We start from the raw sequence: 24,343 nt of genomic DNA on the forward strand, positions 1-24,343 counted from the left end.
GCTACAATGAATATCAATTTATCGCCGCTTTTGAGTGTGATTTGGGCTAACAAGCCTGTCCGCATGCCCAGCCGGAGCTCCATGCATATTGGAAGTTATAGCCCCCGAGCCATCCGGTAACATCGGTGACTTCGCCGATAAAGTACAGGCCTTTTTGTTTTTTAGCTTCGAAGGTTTTTGAGCTTAATTCGTCGGTATCTACACCACCTAACGTAACCTCTGCGGTACGATAACCCTCTGTGCCATTTGGTTTTATTTTCCAGCTGGTGAGGGTTTCTGTCAGTTTTTCAATCTCAGTGTGGCTGAGTTGGTTGGCGTTTTTATCTGGAATGCTGCCGTCGCTGATTAGGGCTTCAATAAAACGCTTTGGTAAGGTGGTCGAAAGCAAGTTCTTCAGGCTCTTTTGCCCTTGCTCACTGCGCCAATCATGGAGTTGTGCTTGCACATCTAAGTCAGGTAGTAAATTGATGCTAACAAACTCGCCTGCTTTCCAAAATGAGCTGATCTGCAAAATTGCAGGGCCAGATAAGCCCCTGTGCGTAAAGAGAATATTTTCTCTAAATTGGATACCGCTTTCGCTAGTCACTAGGCTATCTACGCTAATACCAGACAAACCATCAAAGCGTGCTTTGTCGTGATCATGAAGTGTAAATGGCACAAGCGCTGCCGTGGTTGGTAACACCGTTAAACCGAATTGCTCCGCTATTTTGTAGCCGATTGGCGTAGCGCCAAGTTTTGGCATAGTTAGGCCACCAGCGGCGATCACCACTGACTCGCAGTTAAAGGTTTGAGTTGTGGTTTTGACTAAGTAGCGACCATCCGCTTGGTTTTCAACCGCAAGGACTTCTTGACGTAAGTGAAGTGACACGCCCGCCCAGTCACATTCTGTAAGAAGAATATCTACAATGTCTTGCGCGCTATTGTCACAAAACAACTGCCCAAGTGTTTTGTGGTGGTATGCAAGACCGTGGCGGTCTACCAGTTCAATAAAATCATGTTGGGTATAGCGGCTCAAGCACGACTTTACAAAGTGTGGGTTTTTACATAGATAGTTAGCAGGTGAAGCATTTTCGTTGGTAAAATTACAGCGGCCACCGCCACTGATCAAAATTTTACGACCAGGCTTTTTTCCCATATCAACCACTGCAACTTGTCGCCCTCGGTATCCAGCCTGTGCAGCACACATCAACCCTGCAGCACCTGCGCCGATAACGACTACCTCTATTTGTTGCATAAACTCACTCAACTTTTTATCTAAGATTTCTACACTTACCGTTTTGCCAACAGTTTAGCTTTAAGCGGCAAAATCGCGACCAAGCGAAAATTATACCTAGATTCTTTATCTAATCACAGCTGCGAATATCAATAGCCACTCGCATACCTTTTAAACACTTGTAAACATTATGTCAGCGCTATCATTTCTCACACCTTCAAAAACAAGAAAATACAACTAGCACACCCCAACAAACCCACCCTTTAATACTAAAAAAGTATCCACTCTATTGGCTACAAAAGCTTCACAAAGTTAAAAACACTATTTTGTTTACAGTCATTTACAATGTAACTGAAATTTATTCGCTCTCTCACAAAAGTGAAAAATATCGATTAAAAACAATACAGTAAGAATTTTTTATAGCCATTTATCCATCCACATATAACTAAAAAATTAGTGCAAATAACAAAACAGCGCTTTCTTTTTTTTAACTAGGAGTTTACTTTCACTGACCATCAGCTTTTTATTAACAGCTGAACAACAAGTTAGAAACTAGGGAAACATTATGACAATCAATAAAAACTTTAAGCGCGCTGCACTAAGCGTCGCAGTGAGCGCATTATTCACTGCAACGGCAGTTACAGCCGCACCAGCACAATCAATCGGCCAAGATGCAGCGCTTGCAGCAACGGCACAAAAACTATCATCACAAAGCACGCTTGGTACACAGTTCATCATCAAGTACAAAGATGCTGGTTCGCAAATGATGGGCCTTTCAGCTGCGGATCTTGCTCCTGCTAAAATGCAACAACGTGCAGAAAACTTTGTACAAGGCTTTAAAAGCAGCAAAGCGAGTGCTCGCGCTCAATACGTACGCCCAATGGCACTTAGCAATCACCACGTTATGCGTGCTGACAAAAAACTTTCAGCAAAAGAAGCACAAGCATTCATGAATGAAGTGATGGCTTCTGGTAATGTTGAGTACATCGAAATTGACCAAATGCTAAAGCCATTCGCAACGCCTAACGATCCTCGTTATAACGATCAATGGCATTACTACGAAGCTGCAGCTGGTATTAATGCCCCAGCTGCGTGGGATAAAGCGACAGGTCAAGGTGTGGTAGTTGCGGTACTAGATACAGGTTATCGCCCACATTTAGACTTAGATGCCAACATTCTGCCTGGCTATGACATGATCTCTAATACCTTTGTTGCTAACGATGGTGGCGCACGTGACAACGATGCTCGTGACCCTGGTGATGCAGTCACTCGCGGTGAATGTGGAACTGACTCTTCAGGTCAACCTGTACCACGCGCGGATCAAGACTCAAGCTGGCATGGTACACACGTAGCGGGAACAGTTGCTGCGGTAACAAATAATGGTGAAGGTGTAGCTGGTGTTGCTTACGACGCTAAGGTAGTGCCTGTACGTGTTCTTGGTAAATGTGGTGGTTTAACGTCTGACATCGCTGACGGCATCATTTGGGCATCTGGCGGCTCTGTATCTGGTGTGCCTGCAAATGCTAACCCTGCTGATGTTATCAACATGAGTTTAGGTGGCGGCGGTGCATGTAGCGCAACCACACAAAATGCAATCAACCAAGCACGTAACAACGGTACAGTCATTGTTATTGCGGCAGGTAACGATAACGATAACTCAGCAAACTACAACCCAGGTAACTGTAATGGCGTAGTAAACGTAGCATCTGTAGGTCGTGATGGTAGCCGTGCTTACTACTCAAACTATGGTGCCAACATCGACGTTGCCGCTCCGGGTGGCGCGCAAAGTTTTGCGAATGATCCAGAAGGTATCTTGTCTACGCATAACTCAGGCTCTGGTGCACCTTCAAATGATAGCTACCATTACTCACAAGGTACGTCTATGGCGGCACCTCACGTTGCGGGTGTTGCTGCGCTAATCAAGCAAGCTAAACCATCTGCTACGCCTGACGAAGTAGAAACTATCTTGAAAAACACTACACGTAGCTTCGCTGGTAGCTGTTCAAACTGTGGTACGGGTGTTGTTGATGCAGCCGCTGCGGTAAATGAAGCTTTAGGCGATGTTGTCACGCCACCTACAGGTAATACGCTTGAAGATGGTGTAGCGAAAACAGGCTTAAGTGGTGCAGCTGGTAGTGATCAGTTCTTCACTTTTGATGTACCTGCAGGTAAAACCAATGTTACCTTCACCATGAGCGGTGGTACTGGTGATGCTGACCTTTATGTAAAACTTGGCAGTCAACCAACTTCAAGCAGCTATGATTGTCGTCCTTATGAAGGCGGTAATGCCGAAGTTTGTAGCTTTGACGCACCTCAAGCTGGTACATACCATGTAATGATTAACGGTTATAAAGCTTATTCAGGCGTAAGCTTAGTTGCTGCAACTTCGGGCTCTAGCACAGGTGGTCCACAAGCAGGTGGCGGTACAATTGAAGATATTTCAGCTTCAAGCGGTCAGTGGGTTCACTACACAATCGAAGTGCCAGAGGGTATGAGCGACTTCACCGTGAAAACATTTGGTGGCTCAGGTGACGCTGACTTATTCGTTAAGTTTGGCTCTCAACCTACGGCAAGCAGCTATGACTGTCGTCCATATGAAAATGGTAATACCGAGACTTGTGTAATCACTAATCCGCAAGCGGGTACATGGCACCTAAGCGTTAATGCTTACCGTACGTTCTCGGGTCTAACGTTAGACGCGCAGTACAAGCCATAAGCAAAATTTAGTAGGCTCAGATTGAGTCTTCTTTCCCCAACGAGAGGCCGCATTTGCGGCCTTTTTTAATTATTTTTTAGAGCGGTTCAGCTTACAGTAGTCGAGATAAATCTCGACCTACAATACGCGTTGGTGGGAACGAGTTTACCTCGTGATCTTTTAACAGCTCGCCGCGTGAAGCGGCTCCGACGTTTTAGCTTATGCTGTCGAGATAAATCTCGACCTACAGGTGGGAACGAGTTTACCTCGCGAGCTTTTAACTGCTCTCCGCGTGAAGCGGCTCCGACGTTTTAGCTTATGCTGTCGAGATAAATCTCGACCTACAACACTCACTGGTGGGAACGAGTTTACCTCGCGAGATTTTAACTGCTCGCCACGTGAAGCGGCTCCGACGTTTCAGCTTATGCTGTCGAGATAAATCTCGATCTACAATACTCACAGGTAGAACAAGTTTACCTCGCGAGCTTTTAGCTGCTCGCCGCGTGAAGCGGCTCCTGCGTTTTGGCTTATGCTGTCGAGATAAATCTCGACCTACGGTACAATCCTGATTACCGCAGGCCTAACGTGCTTCTAATCTCCCGCATTTTCTCTTTAAGGCTTTGCTGGATTTGTTGCACTTGCTCATGTGAGCTATTAACCTGACCTTTCATACTATCCATAGCATGGCCAAAGGTGTCTAGTAGGTCTGATTGCTGATTGGCAAGATCCATTGCATGGGCGGCAACTTGGTTGGCGCTCTGTGCGCTCTCTGCCACACCTTCTGAGTTGCGTTTCAACTCTTGTGCATGGCCTGTTTGCTGCTGTGCCTCGTCTGCCAAAGCCGAGATTTGTGTCGATACTTTGTTTGAATTATCACTCAAAACATTTAATTGCTGGTGGATATCTGTCAGTGAGGCTTGTGTTTGCTGTGCAAGCTTTCGTACTTCGTCCGCAACGACCGCAAACCCGCGACCATGTTCACCTGCGCGCGCCGACTCAATCGCAGCGTTGAGCGCGAGTAGGTTCGTTTGTTCTGCGATGGAGCTGATCATATCAATCACTTTACTTACATCTGAAACACCATTAAGTAATTCATTTAAGCTCTCTAATCCCTGCTCTACCCGCTTTTGCGTGGTAGATGAAGCGCTCAACATAGCATCCGCATAGGACACACTTTGTGTCATTGCTTCAAAGGTGTTATTTGCATTGTCGGCAACTTGCGCGTTGATTTGATTGGCATCCGCCCCAAGCGCCCTAAGTGAGTCAAGCTGTGCTTGGTTTTGCTCCACCTGCTCAAACGTGCCTCCAGCTTGTGCAGAGATCTGCGCCAAGTTAGTGTTCATCTCCTCCATAAAGGTGTTGATCACACTCAGCATTTCTGAGCGTTCGTCCGCTTCTGCTCGCTGCCTATCGATTAACTGGTTAAAGTAACTCGCAATTTCGCCAATTTCAGTGTCTTGGTTTTTACTTTCAATATTGCGTAACTCATTGCTTTCGATAAGCTGAGCAAAGCCATCGCGTAGTTGTCTTAGCGGAGTTAATACTTGATTGAACTGTACAAAATACACACCACCCGCAAGCAGTACGAGTAACCCAATCGCCACACCAAACAGCATAAATACATTAGTTTTTACGTCAGCCTGCTCTGTTTTTAAGTTGGTTTCTGCTTGTAGGATATTCTCTGAGATTGCTTTAATGTCACCTCGCAGTGCCAGCATGCCAGCTTGACGTTGTTTGGACTGCTGCAAGGTGTTTTCTAAGTCGCGGGCATAACGTTTAGGCCAGCTCACAAGCTCTGCTTTTATTTCTAACGCTAAGTCTTCGGCTTCGGCACCTAAAAATAGCTCGTCTTCGTCTACCTCACTCATTACCCCTAAGTTTTCGAGTCGGTCTATTCTCGCGGCAATATCCTGCAAACGGCTTAAGCTCGACATCAAACTCTGCTCGGTTTGCTGTTCGTAAGCCATAACTAATTGGTAGGTATATAAGCTCAAATTCGAGACTTCGCTAAAGTAGTCTGAAGCGAGATTAAAGTAGGATTCTTTGGCGGCACTATCTTGTGCTTTAATTGCGTACTTAACGAGGCTCGATGCTGAACCTGACATTTGCCTAAGTGCATTATCCAACAGCGCAAGTTCATTACCTGAGAGCTTGCCAAGTGCTCGATATTTACCTGCAATATCCTGTTGTAGTTGTGTGAGTTTAGTTTTAAGTTGCTCAGCAAGCGCTGGTGGCAACTGTTCCACACTTTGCTGTAATGCTTTGATTTGTTCATCAGCCTTACTTAAATACTGACTGTCGCCCGCACTCAAGTAATCTTCTACTGTACCCTCAAGCTCGATGATCACCGCATTTTTAACTTGATTGTAAGCGGCGTCTTGCACATCAAGCTCTGTTAATACTTGGCTCGCCCAAAACAGACTCGCCCCAAGTAGAATACTCGCAGTGGTCAATAATATTGCCAATAGCCGAGTAAATGTAGACACGCGCATAGAATCACAACCCCTTTATCAAAATGCTCCGCAAGAGTATTAAGGATTTATGACAACTTGATTAAATCTGGTTACCTTTTCTGTGCAATAGTACAAAATCATACTTTTTACGTATATCCATCTAGATATCTACTGCACAAAATTAAATCAGGTAGTGGTGTGCTATTTCATTGCGGCATTAACATAAACGTCAAAGCGGTTTTTCTTGGTTTTTATTTGCATACTTGGCGTTTTATCATTTAAGAAACCAGCGTAGTCTGGACGTTTTACCACCACCCTTTTAGCGGCTAACTGCAAAGCAAAAGGTAATAGTGCGTCCGCATCCAAATCATTGCCAACTAAGTCTTGGAATACACGCATTTCTTTTTTCACTTGCGCCGATTTTTCACGATGTGGAAACATAGGATCAAGATACACTACGTCTGGACGCCAACCCGCTTGCCCTAGCAAGTCATGGCTGGAGCCAAACTCCAGCCGCATAGTTGACTGCACCCATTCGCCAATTTCAGCATCTTGATAGGCGCGTTGCAAGCCGTCATATAGCAGCGCTGCGACTACCGGGTTACGCTCGTGTAGCACAACTTTGCAACCCATAGACGCAAGCACAAAGGCATCGCGTCCAAGTCCTGCAGTTGCATCCAATACTGTAGGCACAGCACCTTTATTTAGGCCAACCGCTTTTGCAATTGCTTGCCCTTTACCACCACCAAATTTGCGTCGATGAGCAACTGCGCCAGTCACAAAGTCAACTCGGATAGCACCGAGTTTTGGCTCATCTTTTTTGAATAATTGTAAGCCTAGCTCATCATAAACCAATTGAAACTCCGCCTCGTTAATATTAAGCGCGGATAAATTAAACAGCTTAGTTAGCGTATCTAGGTAGGATCTGTTTTCTTCAAAAGGGGTGTGAATGTACAAGCTAAGCTCCCAAGGGTTACCAACCGTGGCAGTATACCCCTTTCCCTTTCTAGTGTCTTTGATTATCCAATGGCTTAAAACAGTTCAATATCTGCTTGCGACGCCACTTCATCCTCACCCCAAGGTTTCGCTATTTTGTTTAAACTCTCTATAAGCTGCTGGCGTACCTCGGTCACTTCCCCTAACTTATATTTAATTATGGTTAGCTCATCGCTTAAATAAGTGAAATGCTCATAGAGTTCTTGCAACCGTTCTCTTTCACTTGACTCTAAGACTGCAAGCTTGTCGCTTTCTAGCACCGTTTGAAACTCAGCAACTTTGCCACTGTAATGATCGCCAACGCCGCTTAAATGATCGCTCAGCTCAGCAAATACCTGTCCGATATGTTCCACTTTATTGAGCGCATCTTCACTGACTTCCATGTCTCTGATTTTGGCATCAGTGGCTTCCAGTATGTGCGGAAACAAATCTTTATAGCGACCATAAACCGCAACATCGTCCACTGGCATGTTTTTAATCAGTAAAGAGACTTTAGGATAGTTAATGATAGTTCTGCGACCAAAATCAACAAAGCGACTGCCATCTTTGTTTTTCTCAAATAACTCTTGCTCTATCGGTTGAATAGCTCCCTCGCTGGAGTAAAACATCGCGTCTTGGTGGTACCAAAAAGCCACCGCAACATCGAGCTCCATCGGCATAAAAAACTCTAAAAAATGAGCGCTCAAAGTATTGAGATCATGCGCGTGATACGATTGCCCAACGTAGCGCATTATACGACCCATATCACCAGAGTCGGTCATGGCTATTTCCGCTGTGGTTTGGGCGCGCTGTATGTCTTGTTTGAGCTGCGACGAGGTTTTTCTATAGTCATCAAGAACATTAATACGCGCTAACAACTCTTCGGCGTTAAAGGGTTTGACTATGTAGTCCGCAGCGCCGGCATTATAGCCCCGCATCCGCTCTGAAATATCGGCACGAGAAGACAAAAACATAACTGGGATCTCAGTGGTGTCCTCTAGTTTTTTGAGTTGCTCACATACCTCAAAGCCCGACAGTCCAGGCATCTCGACATCAAGCAAAATAATATCCGGACGATATTTTTTAGCTAACCGTAAGCCTTCCTCACCATTTTTCGCATGTAATATTTTGCAAGTGCGCGATAGCGCCTCGTCAACAATGTGATGGACGAGTTTGTCATCATCAATGGCAAGAACCAGTTTCGTCATGTGGCTTTCCCTATTAATTCATATCTTTATAGAATAGTCAGAGATATTGAATTTGCTAACAAAAAGCCACACTTTCTAAGACAAAAAAAACGCCTTCAGAAGAAGGCGCTTGGAGTGGAAATATAACTAGGCGGCAATCCCGCTGTGGCGCAGCAACGCATCCACTTTTGGCTCTCGACCACGGAAGCGAGTAAACAGCACCATTGGCGCTTCTGAACCACCCTTTTCAAGAATGTGATGCATAAATTCACGTCCGGTTTGCGGATTGAATATCCCTTCTTCTTCAAACTTAGAAAACGCATCCGCAGACAGCACTTCTGCCCACTTATAAGAGTAATAGCCTGCACTATAGCCACCAGCAAAAATATGGCTAAAGCTATGCTGGAAGCGATTAAATTCGGGAGCTTTAACAACCGCTGTGCGTTCACGCACCGCATTGAGCATAGCTTGAATTTGGCAATCTGTGTTTGGCTCAAAGTCAGCGTGAATATGAAAATCAAACAACGAAAACTCCAACTGACGTAGCATTTGCATGGCTGATTGGAAGTTCTTTGCTGCCAGTAACTTGTCTAACATTTCTTTTGGTAACGGCTCGCCCGTTTCATAGTGCCCTGAAATAAAGTTCAGCGCTTCTTCTTCATAGCACCAGTTCTCTAAAAACTGACTTGGCAGCTCAACCGCATCCCATGCCACACCATTAATACCAGCAACTGGCGCTGCATCCACTTGCGTTAGCATGTGATGAATACCGTGACCAAACTCATGGAATAAAGTAGTTACTTCATTATGGGTAAATAGCGCAGGCTTATTGCCAACGGCTTTATTAAAGTTACACACTAAATAAGCGACAGGAGTCTGCAACTCACCATTTGCGCGTACTTTTCGGCCCATGCAGTCATCCATCCAAGCACCACCACGCTTATGTTCACGGGCATATAGGTCGAGATAGAAATGACCACGCAACTCACCTTTATCATCGTGAATAGCAAAAAAGCGTACGTCTGGATGATAAGTATCAACGTCTTTAACTTCACTCACACGGATCCCAAACAGGCGATTTACGGTTTCAAACAAACCGGCAAGTACCTTATGCTCAGGGAAGTAAGGGCGTAGCGCTTCGTCAGAAATCGCATACTTAGCTTGTTTTAACTTTTCGCCATAATATGCGTAATCCCAAGGTTTTAACTCACTTACACCGTGTTCTTTATTCGCAAAGTCTCGTAGTTCAGCCACTTCTTGCTCGGCTTGTGGTTTTGACTTAGCGGCAAGGTCGTTTAAAAACTTAAACACTTGCTCTGGTGTCTCAGCCATTTTAGTTGCCAGTGATTTCTCTGCAAAACTAGAAAAGCCAAGCAGCTGAGCCAGTTCGTGTCTAAGCGTAAGTGCTTCATGCATAATCGCTGAGTTATCAAACTCGCCAGCATTAGGCCCTTGATCAGAAGCACGGGTTACAAACGCACGATAAGCCTCTTCACGGAGCGTTTGGCTATCTGCGTAGGTCATTACAGGAAGGTAAGAAGGAATATCTAGCGTAAATACCCAGCCTTCTAATCCTTTGGATTCGGCAGTATGAGCGGCAAGTGCCAAGGCAGATTCCGGTAGCCCAGTTAAATCAGACTCATCAGTAATATGTTTTTGCCATGCCTGAGTGGCATCCATTACGTTGTTGCCAAACTTTGATGCCAGCTCCGACAGTCGTGCCACAATTTCGCCATAGCGCTTTTGCTTCGCAGCTTCCAGCGCAATACCAGAAAGTTGAAAATCACGCAGTGCATTATCCACCGACGTTTGCTGAGCAATCGTTAAGTTACCAAACTCAGCTGACTCTTTTACTGCTTTATAGGCTTCATATAGTCCTTGATGTTGGCCACAATAAGTCGAATATTCAGAGATTAATGGCAAACACTCATCATACGCTTTGCGCAGCGCCTCTGAATTGACCACTGAGTGCATATGCGATACCGGCGACCACATGCGGCTAAGTTTATCGTCCGCTTCTTCTAGCGGTAGTACAAAGTTGTCCCAGGTATAATTCGATTGCGCTAAAACAGTGTCGATAGTTTCACGACAGTGCGCGATGGCAGATTTTAATGCTTCAACAATATGTTCAGGCTTAATTTTCGAAAAAGGAGGCAATCCTTCTAGCCCGATTAATGGGTTACTCATGGGCACGCTCTTTATTTTCTAATCTAATATTGAGGTTGAAATAAGGGTGAATGACCGCATTTACAAGTATCTGAACAGATTTTTGCTTAATATCGGTCTTCGGTTGTGCACTTTTGCTATTTACTTAATATAAAGTAGTAGGGTTTAAGCAAAACAAATAATTGGCGAGGAATTTTTATGGCTCAACATTTTGACTATATCGCAATCGGTGGCGGTAGCGGCGGGATCGCATCTGCAAACCGAGCGGCGATGCGAGGTGCCAAGGTGGCATTAATAGAAGCAAAGCACTTAGGCGGTACTTGTGTAAACGTGGGCTGCGTTCCAAAAAAAGCCATGTGGCACGGCGCTCAAGTTGCTGAAGCCATTAAACTATACGCACCAGATTATGGTTTTGATGTTGAACTAAAGAACTTCGATTGGGGTAAGCTGGTAGAAAGCCGCGAAGCCTACATTGGCCGTATTCACCAAGGTTACAACGGCTACCTAGCAAAAAATGGCGTCACCGTGATCAACGGCTTTGCTAAGTTTGTTGATAACAACACCATTGAGGTCAACGGCGAGCACTACACTGCCGATCATATCAATATTACCGTAGGTGGTCGCCCAACGATCCCTAATATTCCAGGCGCTGAGCATGGTATCGATTCAAACGGTTTCTTTGAGCTTAAAGAACAACCTCGCCGCGTAGCGGTTGTAGGCGCGGGTTATATCGCGGTAGAACTTGCGGGTGTATTGCACAGCTTGGGCACAGAAACCCACCTATTTGTTCGTAAGCACGCTCCACTTCGTAATTTTGATCCTATCTTGGTTGAAACCTTAACTGAGGTAATGGAAAAAGAAGGCCCAACGCTGCACACTCACGCAGTACCACAGTCAGTGACCAAAGAAGAGGATGGCTCAGTCACCTTACATCTTGAAAATGGCGAGTCGTACACCGTAGACAAACTGATCTGGGCAATTGGCCGTGAACCTATGACAGATCTTATCAACCTCGCTGCGACAGATGTAGAAACCACGCCTAGCGGCCATATTAAAGTCGACGAGTGGCAAAACACCACAGCCAAAGGTATCTACGCGCTCGGTGATATTATGGATGGTGGCATAGAGCTTACTCCTGTTGCCGTGAAAGCAGGTCGAATGCTAGCCGAGCGCCTATTCAATCCGGAATTGCCAAACGCAAAAATGGATTACGACTTAGTCCCTACCGTCGTCTTTAGCCACCCACCAATTGGCACCATTGGTCTAACAGAGCCGGAAGCGGAAGAAAAGTACGGTAAAGACAACATCAAGGTCTATACCTCTACCTTTGCTGCAATGTACACCGCGGTCACTCAGCACCGCCAACCATGTCGTATGAAACTTGTATGCGCAGGCCCAGAAGAAACCGTAGTGGGCCTACACGGCATCGGCTTTGCAGTAGATGAGATGATCCAAGGCTTCGCCGTCGCAATGAAGATGGGCGCAACCAAAGCAGACTTTGACTCGGTAGTCGCGATACACCCAACCGGCTCCGAGGAGTTTGTTACTATGAGGTAATAGACTGATTTAATTCATTAGGTTTTAAAAATAAAAAACGCGAGTCGCACCCAAGCTCGCGTTTTTTATTCTCTATCTTACATGAGTTCAGGCATTCACTCAGTAGGTTAGATAGGATGCGAAGCAGCGCCATCCAACACTTTCTAAAAGACACGATATCAATAGGATTAGCAAAGATTAGAAATCAATATGACACAACCTAATCTATCTAGTATCGAGACTACTAGTACCTGTAATACTGAAATAATGCGATATGATTGTGCGCACGTCACTTTTAAACAATCGATTTGTATACAAGACTGATCCGTGGAAAGCTAGGAAAATACCGCGATGAAGTAGCTAACTTCAAAGAACAGATGTCACTAATGGCAGCTACTCACAACGCTCTTGCACTATCGAGCCATCAGTTTCTTAAAAGAATTCCTGATTTAGAGTGTGAACTAGATTTGTTGAAGAAATAAACCTAGATGAAATAACTTCGAATTTGATAATATGAAAAATCAAAGGGATATTTCATGACTAAGGCTTTGACTTGTTGTACTTAATACGGTTTGCATCTGAATTTCATTCTATAATTGGCCATACTTATACAATAATTGCTGGCTTTGTAGCTATTGGTATCCCACTTTCAATTCAGTTTTCAGCCCAATATTCAGATAAACATGACAATGCTTTACTATCCACTCGATTGACAAGAGGGAAATATGTAAATCCAAAATCTATACTAAGTCTATCTTTTCTATACATGGTTTTAAGCTTATATTACTTAACTTTCGCATCTAGCAAGCACTCTTTTTTATCACTCAGCGCCACGCATCTAGATATTCTAAAGTTCAGCTTACCAATGCTATTCGCTGTACTAATTTTATGCACATTTTATTTCTACTGGCGACTTTTTAAAAAAATAACTGTCAAATCGAGCCTACAGATTCAAGACTACTTACAACTAGATGTTAAGAAAAACTCGAAGACTAACCTTTTTATAAAGTTTTCCAAATCTCAGTTAGCGCATTTAAACCGCCGTTTCCCTTGGTTAACCAAATGCCTCGAAAGCCTCATAACAGAAGCGCCGATTCAAAAACAACCTTCAGCTGATATAGATAGCATCAATGCTGGGCTAGAATTACTGATATATAACATTGAAAAACGAAGCTGGAGTTTTGAATTTGAAGAAACCCTAAATCAATTTCATAAAGCTATTCACTTACGCTACTTTAGTCATGACTCTGAAAAAAAACATAAGCTTTCTGAAACAGGTTTAGTTGTAGTAAAAAGTTACTGGAATACACTCTTAAGATTAGTAAAACACGCAAGAAAAAATGAAGATATTCCAATGTCTTTCCAAACACAGCGTTTAATTGCAAGCCTCATGTATAACATTGTTTATCATCCAATGAGAAGTTCAATCATAGCTGAGTCATTCTTAGAGCAGAGTAATTCCAAAATAAGTTTGGTTCAAGATATTTATGAGTTAGCTCGATGGCAAGACTATCAGTTAAATAAGGGTATAGATCTTATTTTAGAATGTGAATGGTTTGATGGAATATTCTACGCCCCAGATAATATAGAGCTTAAAAATATTAAAAGTAGCCTAGAAGGTTTAAGCTATCTCCATAACTTAGCTGTAGATGTATTTGATATAATCGCAAAACATCAGCCAAATACAGCAATAAAATTTGTAAAAAACATCTCGAGAGCAGCCAGCCATGGACAAGAACAGCAATTCATTTCCTACTATCTAGGTGCTCAGGAAACAGAGTGGCTGGCAGATTACTGGAGTGATTTTAATAAGATAACGTTCTGTGTCGAAAATATAGATAAATTAGTTGAAAAAATTGAGTCTTTATATAATGGCGAAGCATTTGAACAGTATAGAAATGGCATTTCCTCTAAGCCTCTGAGTAAACACTCACTAAAGTGCGCTTTATCCGTGATAAAACTTGATGAAATTTTTGAATGTATTCATCTAAAATTAGTAAAACGCATGGGTTGGAGCATTTCGGCCAGACTAGCTTATTATGAGAGATGGGTTGAATTTTACGAATGCCTTTATTGGAAGCAACCAAAAGAAGCCAATGCACACCACCTAGGCGAGACGCTTTTGGCCCACAGTACAAAAGAATTAGCTGACCTTATTTACTATGACCACCAACAAATAGAGCGCTACTGGAGGTTTCATGAAAGGCATGCAATCAAAGTTTATGTCTTCAGAGCATTTTTGTTTCAACTATGCTTTTTCGCTGAGCAAGGTGAGGAACCTAGCCTAATCTATACCTCTGGTGGCTTCGATGATATCCAAACTCAAATGAGTATTATCGAGTCACTGTTGGAGCAAGAACGGTACGTTAGAAATGTAAGACAGTGGAATGCAGTTGTCACGAAAGCATGTAAAAACCTTAGACACTCTATTGAGGCTTTAAATGATCGAAAAGTAAAGCTCATAAAAACTCAAAAAATAAACGAAATAAATTGGCAATCAGCACAGAAGTTGTTGGAAAATAACTGGGCTACAACGTTTGAATTAAAAGATGTAATGGACGTTAGTTATGTTAACACCGTTAACAGAAACAAATGCAAGTTACTGAAGTATAAAGTCCCAAGATCTGAACTCATCACAGAAAAAAGCAGCAATTCTGATATTTCTAGTATGATAAGACAAATGGAACGCAATTTCTTAAGCCAACTTTATAATAAATGTATTGATAGCGCGGAGCAGTGCGCATTTGAACTTCAAGAACAAGACCATGCATTATATTTCGCCCCTTTAAAAACCTTGCAGAAACTCAGGTTTAAGCGCTCAGGCTCTATGTACTGGAAAAGCTCAAGCTATAAAAGTGTACTAGCCATTCGTTCTGAGCATACCCAGGTACTAATCGACTGCACTAAAACCAAGATATCAATCACCAAGAACCTCTGCTCTAACAATAACTCCCCTTTGTTCATTTCTCTCGAGGATAAAAATGAGGATAAAGTACAAGTTAATGCAGAGATATACTTTGAGCTAGAGTTGTTGGAAGAGGGAGCGATTACTTTTTGTTGAATCACATAGTTGTGCTTGTGGACAAAGTGAGTGACTTAAATTTACTTAGAAACAACCCGACCTCCAGCGTTGACAGTCATGAGTGGACCTTAATAACATCAAACTCAACTGTGCGGCGCACTTCCCAAATTTACCTTTTTAGGGTACATTTTAACCTATTGGCAAGCATCTGTTTGCTGTGCCCCAAAAGCTGCTTGAGCTTTTGTGTAAGCATCTCCAGCGCTAGAAGAAAGCTGTTCAATCAGACCCGCGCATGAGAAGCCTGAAAAGCTGAGGTAATCCATGGCAGATCTCACCGCTTGCTTGTTCCAATCAATGTCTAGGCTATCCACAGCTACAGTAGCATCAGCAACTTTGTAACCATCTCCAGCATCCGAAGAGAGTTGGCGGATAAGCCCCTTCCGTGAGAAGCCAGAAAAGCTGAGGTAATGTTTTGCAGACCTCACCGCCTGCTTGTTCCAATCAATGTCTAGGCTATCTACAGCTATAGTAGCATCATCAATTTTATAACCATCACCAGCATCCGATGATAGTTGGTGGATAAGCCCCTTCCGTGAGAAGCCCGAAAAGCTGAGATACTGCTTCGCAGACCTAACGGCGTTCTTTTGAGGCCCTGTTAGACTTTTCGCCCATGTGGGCTCGGCGATGGAGACAATAGAACCAATTAGCACAATGTAGATCCAGCTCAATACTTTCTTCATATATTACCCCTTTGGTACGTAGTCTTCGACAGGGTTGTGTAGCCTGACAATTTCTTAGTTCGGTCTTTCCGATAATTTCCAGTATTTACAGTCGAAGGTATCATGTGACCAGACCTTACGTCGTGCATCTTAGACACAAGTAGCAATATTCACAGTTCACCCGTTTCTGATTGCCATACTTACAGTTCCTAAACTAATAGAAGTATACTACGCACACACGAAATCACACATCTTGGAATAAGGACAAACTAATCGGTCAACGTAAGTCACTTAATGTTTCTCATATATTTGGGGGATTAGAGTTCGTCTTGAATTACAAGGAAAGACCAGAGAATTAGCGCTTTTTAATTTGGCTTTATTTAGATAGTAAGTTACGCGTACGCGGTTGTGATCTAGTTTAACTCAAAGTTTCTGATGTTGCCTACGGTATAAATGTAATATCCTGAGCACATATAGTGCAACAGAAGACAAATACGCCTGTGCAGTTCAAGAGTACCAAAAGCACTAGAAAGTCTATTCAAGAATGGATTACTGAAGCAAAGTTAAAGCCTAATAACTTTTTCTTTAAATCAAGAATTCATGTTTCAGAGCACATCTCTACTAGTCAGTACAGTAGGGTTTTTCGTGGTTGAATTGAATATCCCTTGCACTCAATGAGAAGAACTAAAGCCTATTTAACTTATCAGAAAACCAAGAACTTGAGAGTAGTACAGTTACTTCTGGGACATCAAAGCACTGTTAGGTATCTTGGGGTTGAAGTGGATAATGCACTGGAAGTTTCCGAGTCAATCGAACTATGACGTAAGTATTAGAGGCTGCTATTCTGCCTCACGCCATGAGCTTGAGCAGACATTAAGACATAACTTTATGATTAATAAGTTCACATAATACGCCAACTGGTTCTCGATTAATTCAAGTCTGTGTTCTAAATTAAGCTGTGATGCATCCCGTTAACTCAACAACCATAAGGAAATATTTTGAACAATTATCAACTTACCACAGAACAACTATTAAATCTTTTGAATCTACACTTGAAACAACATCCAGATTTTGTAGAAGGTATGTCTTTTGACGATCTAAGTGTATTATCAAATGGCACTTATGATGTCAGAGCGAATTTTAATTTTGGAGGTAAAACAATTGCTGAAAATTACAACTCTCATGGGTACATTTACAATGAAGTTTTTAACGACTTTTTAGTTTAATAAGTAAAAGAAGATATTTACCCTATAATGGCTTATTTTTACTTTAAACTTTTGTAGAGATAGGGTTCATTAACCCAGAAAAATATAGCCTCTTTTTCTGGAAAAGTCTTCTAGACTAGATGACGCGAAGGTTTCCAGAGAGTTCCAGATTTGGATGTACATAGTAAACAAATGCTATGAGGTAACAGACTGATTTAAATATCAAATTATCTATTAAAAATAAAACGCGAGCGGCAGAAAAGCTCGCGTTTTTTATATGTTAACTCAACGCTTCAAGCGTTCATCGAGCAAATTGGATAGACGTCATTGGTTCGCAAGCTCAGTCAATGCCTGCTTGATAAGCTCAGGATGGGTAAATGGGATCAGATGCTCAGTTGATGATATTGGTAAATACTGCCCACCACTGGTTTCAGCAACTTCTTGCGACCATTTTCTCCCCTCTGCCTCCCATTTAATGAGATTGGCTTTCGCTTCTTCAGAGTCTGCATTGGCGATATCTAGTTTTTCAAACTCACTGTCTATCACTGAAATTGGAATGCTGCTGTCTGGCTGCCAATTTTTTACCAGCTCTAAGTCATCGTGGTAATTCATCATCTCGCGCACCCGAGTAAGTTGAGCTTCAACACTATGGCGGGTTTGCATAATAAGATTAAAATATTGCCAATCCATATAAGCTGAAAACTCGCTTCCTTCAAGTAGTGTTTCAATATGCGCCTGTTCTTCAGCTATTTTTCCATCCATTTTTTCTTGCCAATTACCTGCAGCAACATGATCAATCAAATCTTGTCCGTATTGACGATAAACATCAACTGGGTAACCTTGATACTGAGCAATAGAATGTGGCAGTAAAATATCAGGGTCTAACCACAACATGCTTGCTATCTTTTGTTGAAACTCCTGTGATTTTTGCATCGCAATTAGCGGCACCGAGTTACTATTTGCGTAACTCAACAAATGCACATCATTGAGATTGAGCTTTTCAAATAGTACAGGGAGGTCGTGTGCAAATTTATTCATGGAAGGCGCGTCATCAACACTACTTAATCCCTGCCCTAGCCTATCAATGACGTAAACATTAAAACTCTCTGCCAAGTAAGGCTGTAGTAACGCGAACCAAGCACTGTCACTATGAAAATGCATATTCGCGCCCGAGAGCATGACCACAGTTGGTTTATCAGCGTGCTGTTTTAATTGTCGAACATGGTAATAATCGTTGTTTACTGCGATAAGATCAGAACCTTGGGGCAGTGCATAACGACTTGTCGATTCAAAAAATGTCATTATCGATTCGGTGGTTTGGACAGGTGGTAAATTCCAGCTATGATGAGCCCCGCCTACACTAATTAGCTGCGTTTGAATATTGCGATTAGGATAGTGAGTTAACGTCACGCCTTCCGCTATTTCTTCATCAACAGATAAAGCAGCCTCATAGTTTAGATTAGCAATAATTTTAATCGCTTGAGGTGACGAGAGTAGCCCAAAATTTGCGTGACTTTTGCCATTATAAGGCAATACTGAGTCTGCTTTACCGTGCATAATTCGGTAGTTTGTAGGTGTCGAAAAATTACAGCTATCACCTAATTGGTAGGACATAGGTGCGGCAACCGTTACTATCGCATTAAACGTCTCCGAACGGTTACATAATAGGTTTTGTACAAATAACCCGCCTTGAGAAAAGCCAGTCGCGTAAATTTCACCGTCAATGACATCATATTTGGCTTTTATTTCTGCAATCATCTTATCAACAAAGCCTAAGTCATCTACACCTAAACGATGTGCCTTGTTACAACCACAGCCTTCATTCCATTCTTCGTTTTTTGATTTGGGATAAACAACAATATAATCATCGCTTTGCTCATGTAGCTTGGTTAAACCTGCCATACCGTAAGCAGTCCCTCCAGAACCATGAAAGGCCAACATCAACTTGTACGCTTTATGTGGCTTTTCAATCGGCTTCATATAATAGTAACGTTCATTGAGTTGATGAACCTCAAAACCGTTTACGGGTTTTAACACTCCATCGTCATTGCTTAACGCCTTTTTGCTGTCGCTACTGCTGCCACAACCCGCGACTAAAGCTGCGAGTGTTAAACCTAACGCCTGTTTTAAAAACATTCGACTTGTCATGTTGGCCATTCCTATTTTATTGTTTTCATGTACTCTAAACACTTTGAAAAAGGGCGCGACGAATTTACATGAAATCGTTGTGAGGAATTCCTTACCAATAAATATAAACAATATAATCAAAGGAATAATAAATGCGCTATGAGATTGCAGCCATTCGGTTTGATACGGTTAATCGAACGCTGACGAGTAGCACAGACTCCATCAGACTTGAGCCTAAGCCTTACTTATTGCTACAAACCTTAATTGCAGCAAATGGTAATGTTGTTTCGCGCGATAAGCTCATTGCAGAAGTGTGGCAAGGTCGCGTAGTCACAGAAAGCGCAATCAATAAAGCCGTGTCGACGTTGCGCCAGTATATGAATAAATTAGATGGTAAAACTGAGTATATAGAGACTATCCCTACCCTTGGATACCGACTGATTCCAGCAGTCACAAGTCATACTCCGGCAACAATAAATAAGACCAGCTCCCGGATCGTGCCACTTTTAGGTGCTTCACTACTTATTACCAGCGTATGTGCATTTGTTGCCTATCAGCTCATGCAGCCTGCGCAAAATAACAAACCTCTCGCGCCCCAAAAATTAACGAGCCAGAGCGGTATCGAGCTGCAGTTAAGTAGCGCACCTCAATATAAAAGCTTTAGCTACCTGCATCCTACGAACACTCAGCAATCGGAGCTATGGCTCAATCACAGCAAGCAACATAGAAAGCTGTTTTCTGGCAACATCAGCGCACAAGCCTTAAGCTCAGACGCCAAACACATTGCCTATATCGACGATGATAATGGCTGTACCGTAAAACAGTTTGATATCACGCAGGTACAGCACATGACGCTATTTCCTTGCCAGCCTATCGAAAACATTAAACTAATATGGGGCGCAAATCCGCACGACATCATTTATCGAAAACGCACAAATATACATAGTGGATACGGCCTTTACCGTTTCGACTTGAATACAAAACAACATATCCAGCTAACGCTTCCTCCAACCTCAGGAAACCTCAGAGGCGATCATCTATTTAGTTTATCCACAACTAAAGACCAGCTCGCCGCCGCACGCTACCTTGGAGAAGATAAACACGAACTGACGGTGTACGATTACCCAAGCATGTCAGTAAAGAGCACCGTTAAGTTACCTTATAATCTCACGGCACTAACTTGGTCTGCTAGCGGGCAATCTATTTACTTTAGCGCAGGCAGCAGCATTTATCGCGCCGATATAAAATCGAGCAAAGCAGAATTGCTTCACAAGCTCACTGCACCAATCGAAAGCTTAGTATTACAAGATAGCAATGAAACCCTGCTCTTTAACCAATATAAGTTAACTAGCCTAATTCACCTTTTCGACGTATCGGAGCAAACCTTTGTACCACTTGTTGATAATCAGGCATTGAATCGCTTACCTCGCGCAAATCAAATGCCGCGAGTTTGGTATATTTCGGATCACGGCGCGCATTCCGCTTTATGGTCTATGGACACTGAAACACAACAACACACTCAAGTTGACTTGCCTCACATTTTTAACTTTCAACGTTATCAACTCAACAATGACGCTTCTAAAATACTTTTTGAATATCAAGACGCCATTTACCAGTTTGCTATCAACAGCCAAAAAACAATACAACTTATAGGCTCTGAGCTTAAGCCTTACGTTGCCAATTACAGCCAAGATAACAATGAAATCATTTACAGCAGTGAACGCTCTGGTAGTTGGCAGTTATGGTCTCTAAATCTAATAACAAACCAACATCAGCAACTTACAACACAAGGTGGCTACAGCGGCTACAAGCTTAATAATGTGTTGTATTTTACCAAGTTTACACAGCCCGGAATTTGGCAACTGGAAGACGGGCTAGAGTCTGTAGTTGTGACGGATGTGCCGGTGAGAAATTGGCTGAATTGGCGGCTCAGAGATAATGCGCTTTACTATGAAAAAGACAAAAGTATCTGGCGATTTGACCTGAAGACTAAACAAGAAAAGCTGTATTTCACCCCGCCACAACGATTTATTGGACAGTTTGATATATTGCAAAATGGCGATGTGGTTTTCAGTGAGCTGAAGCAATCAAGTGGTGAGCTTTGGCAATTAACCGTAAAAAATTAAAGTACAAAAACAAAAAACCCAGCCGAGGCTGGGTTTTTATTGATTCTTGAAACGAATTACTTGATTTTCGCTTCTTTGAAGATCACGTGTTTACGAACCTTAGGGTCGAACTTTTTGATCTCCATTTTTTCAGGCATGTTACGCTTGTTCTTGTCGGTAGTGTAGAAATAACCAGTACCAGCAGTTGAAACTAAACGGATCTTATCACGCATGATTCAGCTCCTTAAACTTTTTCGCCGCGAGCACGGATATCTACTAATACCGCGTCGATGCCTTTTTTATCGATAATACGCATACCTTTAGTAGTAGTGCGTAGAGAAACGAAACGCTTTTCGCTTTCAACCCAAAAACGGTGTGTTTGTAGGTTAGGTAGGAAGCGACGCTTAGTAGCGTTGCGCGCGTGCGAACGGTGGTTACCAACCACTGGGCGCTTACCTGTAACTTGACAGACTTTAGACATGTCTATGTATCTCCAATAACTTCGCTCGAGCTTAATTTTCCCTTAAAGGCCTTTTAACTGCGTGCCCTAGGTAAAATCAAAGGGCGCTCTTTATACAGTATCTACAGGCAGAGATCAAGGATCTGATCCTACTGAAATCAGCTCATGGGTAAATTTGATAGCGGCCAATTATAATGATCCGAAGCCCACTAGGAAAGTAAAAACTGCATTTAAATTGAACTAATTTATAAAATTTATACAAATATGCTGATTTAACGAGCAAATTTCTTTTTTGGCCCTTTCTACATCGTAATTTTCACTGTTTAATTTTCGTGCTTATACGTATATTTGGGCAGCAACACTCCACCAGCTACCTCACACTTCGAGTAAAAGCTGAGTGATCAAGCTCCATTCTATTTTGCTCAGTTCAAAAGGACAGCTTGAGAAAGCGAAACCCACCCGATAAAACAGCAACTCAGCTTAAATCAGTCCTCGTTCGGCAAACGAAATACAATGACTTCCGGCGACGATTAAATGGTCAAGTACATTAATATCAACCAGTGCCAAACCTTGCTGCAATTTTTTCGTGATGAGTTTATCCGCTTCGCTGGGCTCTGCCACACCCGATGGGTGGTTATGGGCAAAAATCACGGCTGCACAGTGGTATTTTAGTGCCGCCTTTACTACTTCTCTTGGATAAACCGAAGCCGCGTTAATTGTACCGTGAAACAACACTTCATCTTTTATCAGGCGATTTTGGTTGTCTAGATACAGCACCATAAACACTTCATGCCCAAGCCCCCGTAGTTGAGCACTCAAATAGTCACGTACCGCTGTCGGGTTTTGAAATACCGTTTCTCTTAAGCACTCTTCTTTTAGATAACGCCGACTTAGCTCCAAAACGGCCTGTAACTGCGTGTATTTGGCAACGCCTAAGCCTTTTAACGCTGAAAACTCTTCTAACGAGGCATTGAATAAACGCTGTAACGTTTGTTGTTCTTGTAACAAGGATTCGGCAAGCTCTATGGCATTGAACCCTTTGATCCCAGTGCGTAAAAAGATAGCCAATAATTCGGCATTGGATAACGCCTCAGGGCCTTGCTCAATTAACTTTTCTCTTGGTCGTGCGGATTTGGGTAAGGCTGATATTTGCATAATTTTTCCTTTTATGTGTTTGCCTCCATGGCATCCAAAGTGTAGCTACCAAAAAGTGAGAATTCAAAAATTATCACCGACTGTGATATCTTTAGTTTATTGATACTGTGATCGTATAAAACAAACATGCAAAGAAATAAACGCCTCTTACTTGGGATCAGCGGTGGTATCGCTGCTTACAAATGCGCAGAACTCGTTCGCCGCCTAAAAGAACAGCAAATAGATGTCAAAGTGGTGATGACTGAGTCTGCTAAGCACTTTATCACGCCACTGACAATGCAGGCGGTCTCTGGTGAAATCGTTTCTGACTCTTTGCTTGACCCACAAGCAGAAGCATCAATGGGCCATATCGAATTTGCAAAATGGGCAGACCTAGTGCTGGTTGCTCCAGCGACCTCGAATATCCTCGCCAAAATGGCGGCGGGTATTGCGGATGATTTACTGACCACATTACTGCTCGCGACGCCCGCGCCTGTTGCCATAGCGCCGGCAATGAATCAACAGATGTATGCGCACCTATCGACTCAAGCAAACCTCAATACCTTAGCTTCACGCCATGTCCAAATCTGGGGACCCGGTAAAGGCGAGCAAGCCTGCGGAGATGTAGGCGCAGGACGCATGCTTGAACCCCATGAGTTGGTGCAACTGTGTTTAGCTGCACTTCGCCCTACTGAGCAAGTATTAGCAGGAAAAACGGTAACTATCACTGCAGGACCGACGCGCGAAGCATTAGATCCGGTGCGGTTTATTACCAATCACAGTTCAGGAAAAATGGGCTTTAGCCTTGCTGAGGCGGCAAAGGCTTTGGGTGCAAGCGTAAATCTGATAGCAGGGCCGGTTTCACTGAATACCCCCACTGGAATTACTCGAATTGATGTAGAAAGTGCTGAGCAGATGCAACAAGCCGCACTCGAGTATGCCGTACAATCGGATATCTTTATCGGCTGCGCGGCGGTCGCTGATTACCGTGCAGCCACCGTTGCCGAGCAAAAAATTAAAAAGCAAGGCGATGAAATCACACTTACACTGGTCAAAAACCCCGATATTATCGCCACTGTCGCAGCACTAAAACAGTCTCGTCCTTATACCGTTGGCTTTGCCGCTGAGACACAGAATGTCGCCGAATATGCGCAAGGAAAATTGGTCAATAAAGGGTTGGATATGATCTGTGCGAATGATGTGTCGGATAGCACAGGTGGTTTTAATTCTGATAACAACACATTGACCCTATATTGGAAAAAAGACCGACTTGAACTCCCTCACTCTAGCAAAAAAGAGTTAGCACTTACTGTCATGCAAGCTATTGCCGAAAAGATAAAATAACC

Annotated in this window: 16 protein-coding genes; 6 read left to right on the top strand and 10 right to left on the bottom strand. The window is 43.0% G+C overall.

Translation table 11 applies throughout. The annotated features are described in order from the left end of the window. Window positions 1-46 precede the first annotated feature (46 nt). The gene (locus GSF04_RS21055; RefSeq protein ID WP_211858712.1) at window positions 47-1,234 is read right to left on the bottom strand and encodes an NAD(P)/FAD-dependent oxidoreductase; all 1,188 of its coding nucleotides are present in this window, start codon (window positions 1,232-1,234) and stop codon (window positions 47-49) included. 544 nt (window positions 1,235-1,778) lie between these two features. Between GSF04_RS21055 and GSF04_RS21060 the strand changes: the two genes are divergently transcribed. Continuing rightward, window positions 1,779-3,929, top strand: a complete 2,151-nt coding sequence (locus GSF04_RS21060; RefSeq protein WP_211858713.1) for a S8 family peptidase — start codon at window positions 1,779-1,781, stop codon at window positions 3,927-3,929. 548 nt (window positions 3,930-4,477) lie between these two features. Here GSF04_RS21060 and GSF04_RS21065 read toward each other — a convergent pair. The 4 genes from GSF04_RS21065 to prlC all read right to left on the bottom strand — a co-directional run bounded on the left by GSF04_RS21065 (window position 4,478) and on the right by prlC (window position 10,710). Next, the gene (locus GSF04_RS21065; RefSeq protein ID WP_211858714.1) at window positions 4,478-6,400 is read right to left on the bottom strand and encodes a methyl-accepting chemotaxis protein; all 1,923 of its coding nucleotides are present in this window, start codon (window positions 6,398-6,400) and stop codon (window positions 4,478-4,480) included. A gap of 162 nt (window positions 6,401-6,562) precedes the next feature. Continuing rightward, the gene (locus GSF04_RS21070; RefSeq protein WP_249122507.1) at window positions 6,563-7,261 is read right to left on the bottom strand and encodes a class I SAM-dependent methyltransferase; all 699 of its coding nucleotides are present in this window, start codon (window positions 7,259-7,261) and stop codon (window positions 6,563-6,565) included. Between the two features lie 131 nt (window positions 7,262-7,392). After that, entirely contained in the window at window positions 7,393-8,544 is a 1,152-nt protein-coding gene (locus tag GSF04_RS21075) for a response regulator (RefSeq protein ID WP_211858716.1), read from the bottom strand. 126 nt (window positions 8,545-8,670) lie between these two features. After that, a complete protein-coding gene (gene prlC, locus GSF04_RS21080) occupies window positions 8,671-10,710 on the bottom strand; it encodes an oligopeptidase A (protein WP_211858717.1) in 2,040 nt (679 codons plus the stop codon). Window positions 10,711-10,887: 177 nt separating this feature from the next. Here prlC and gorA point away from each other — a divergent pair, with 177 nt between their 5' ends. Together gorA and GSF04_RS21090 are read left to right on the top strand one after the other, a co-directional pair. Next, window positions 10,888-12,246, top strand: a complete 1,359-nt coding sequence (gene gorA / locus GSF04_RS21085; protein ID WP_010376766.1) for a glutathione-disulfide reductase — start codon at window positions 10,888-10,890, stop codon at window positions 12,244-12,246. A gap of 532 nt (window positions 12,247-12,778) precedes the next feature. Beyond that, window positions 12,779-15,286: a hypothetical protein gene (locus GSF04_RS21090; RefSeq protein WP_211858718.1), complete on the top strand. Its 2,508-nt coding sequence runs from the start codon at window positions 12,779-12,781 to the stop codon at window positions 15,284-15,286. Between the two features lie 155 nt (window positions 15,287-15,441). Here GSF04_RS21090 and GSF04_RS21095 read toward each other — a convergent pair whose 3' ends face one another. Then, window positions 15,442-15,987, bottom strand: coding sequence for an Ltp family lipoprotein (locus GSF04_RS21095; RefSeq protein ID WP_211858719.1), 546 nt, complete (start codon window positions 15,985-15,987; stop codon window positions 15,442-15,444). Window positions 15,988-16,964: 977 nt separating this feature from the next. Here GSF04_RS21095 and GSF04_RS21100 point away from each other — a divergent pair. Next, window positions 16,965-17,192 carry a hypothetical protein gene (locus GSF04_RS21100; RefSeq protein WP_211858720.1) on the top strand — a complete coding sequence of 76 codons (228 nt, stop codon included), beginning with the start codon at window positions 16,965-16,967 and terminating at the stop codon, window positions 17,190-17,192. A 303-nt stretch (window positions 17,193-17,495) separates the two neighbouring features. On the opposite strand, the gene GSF04_RS21105 is transcribed toward GSF04_RS21100, so the two are convergent. After that, complete coding sequence (locus tag GSF04_RS21105; RefSeq protein ID WP_211858721.1) at window positions 17,496-19,319, bottom strand: alpha/beta hydrolase; 1,824 nt, start codon at window positions 19,317-19,319, stop codon at window positions 17,496-17,498. Window positions 19,320-19,450: 131 nt separating this feature from the next. Between GSF04_RS21105 and GSF04_RS21110 the strand changes: the two genes are divergently transcribed. Next, the gene (locus GSF04_RS21110; RefSeq protein WP_211858722.1) at window positions 19,451-21,424 is read left to right on the top strand and encodes a winged helix-turn-helix domain-containing protein; all 1,974 of its coding nucleotides are present in this window, start codon (window positions 19,451-19,453) and stop codon (window positions 21,422-21,424) included. 56 nt (window positions 21,425-21,480) lie between these two features. Here GSF04_RS21110 and rpmG read toward each other — a convergent pair whose 3' ends face one another. The 3 genes from rpmG to radC all read right to left on the bottom strand — a co-directional run bounded on the left by rpmG (window position 21,481) and on the right by radC (window position 23,018). Continuing rightward, window positions 21,481-21,636, bottom strand: coding sequence for a 50S ribosomal protein L33 (gene rpmG / locus GSF04_RS21115; protein WP_010364212.1), 156 nt, complete (start codon window positions 21,634-21,636; stop codon window positions 21,481-21,483). Window positions 21,637-21,647: 11 nt separating this feature from the next. After that, the gene (gene rpmB, locus GSF04_RS21120; protein WP_010376746.1) at window positions 21,648-21,884 is read right to left on the bottom strand and encodes a 50S ribosomal protein L28; all 237 of its coding nucleotides are present in this window, start codon (window positions 21,882-21,884) and stop codon (window positions 21,648-21,650) included. Window positions 21,885-22,343: 459 nt separating this feature from the next. Further along, window positions 22,344-23,018, bottom strand: coding sequence for a DNA repair protein RadC (gene radC / locus GSF04_RS21125; protein ID WP_211858723.1), 675 nt, complete (start codon window positions 23,016-23,018; stop codon window positions 22,344-22,346). 126 nt (window positions 23,019-23,144) lie between these two features. Here radC and coaBC point away from each other — a divergent pair, with 126 nt between their 5' ends. Beyond that, the gene (gene coaBC, locus GSF04_RS21130) at window positions 23,145-24,341 is read left to right on the top strand and encodes a bifunctional phosphopantothenoylcysteine decarboxylase/phosphopantothenate--cysteine ligase CoaBC (RefSeq protein ID WP_211858724.1); all 1,197 of its coding nucleotides are present in this window, start codon (window positions 23,145-23,147) and stop codon (window positions 24,339-24,341) included. The last annotated feature ends 2 nt before the right edge of the window (window positions 24,342-24,343 follow it).

The organism is Pseudoalteromonas sp. A22 (genome assembly GCF_018141345.1).
Classification (GTDB): domain Bacteria; phylum Pseudomonadota; class Gammaproteobacteria; order Enterobacterales; family Alteromonadaceae; genus Pseudoalteromonas; species Pseudoalteromonas maricaloris.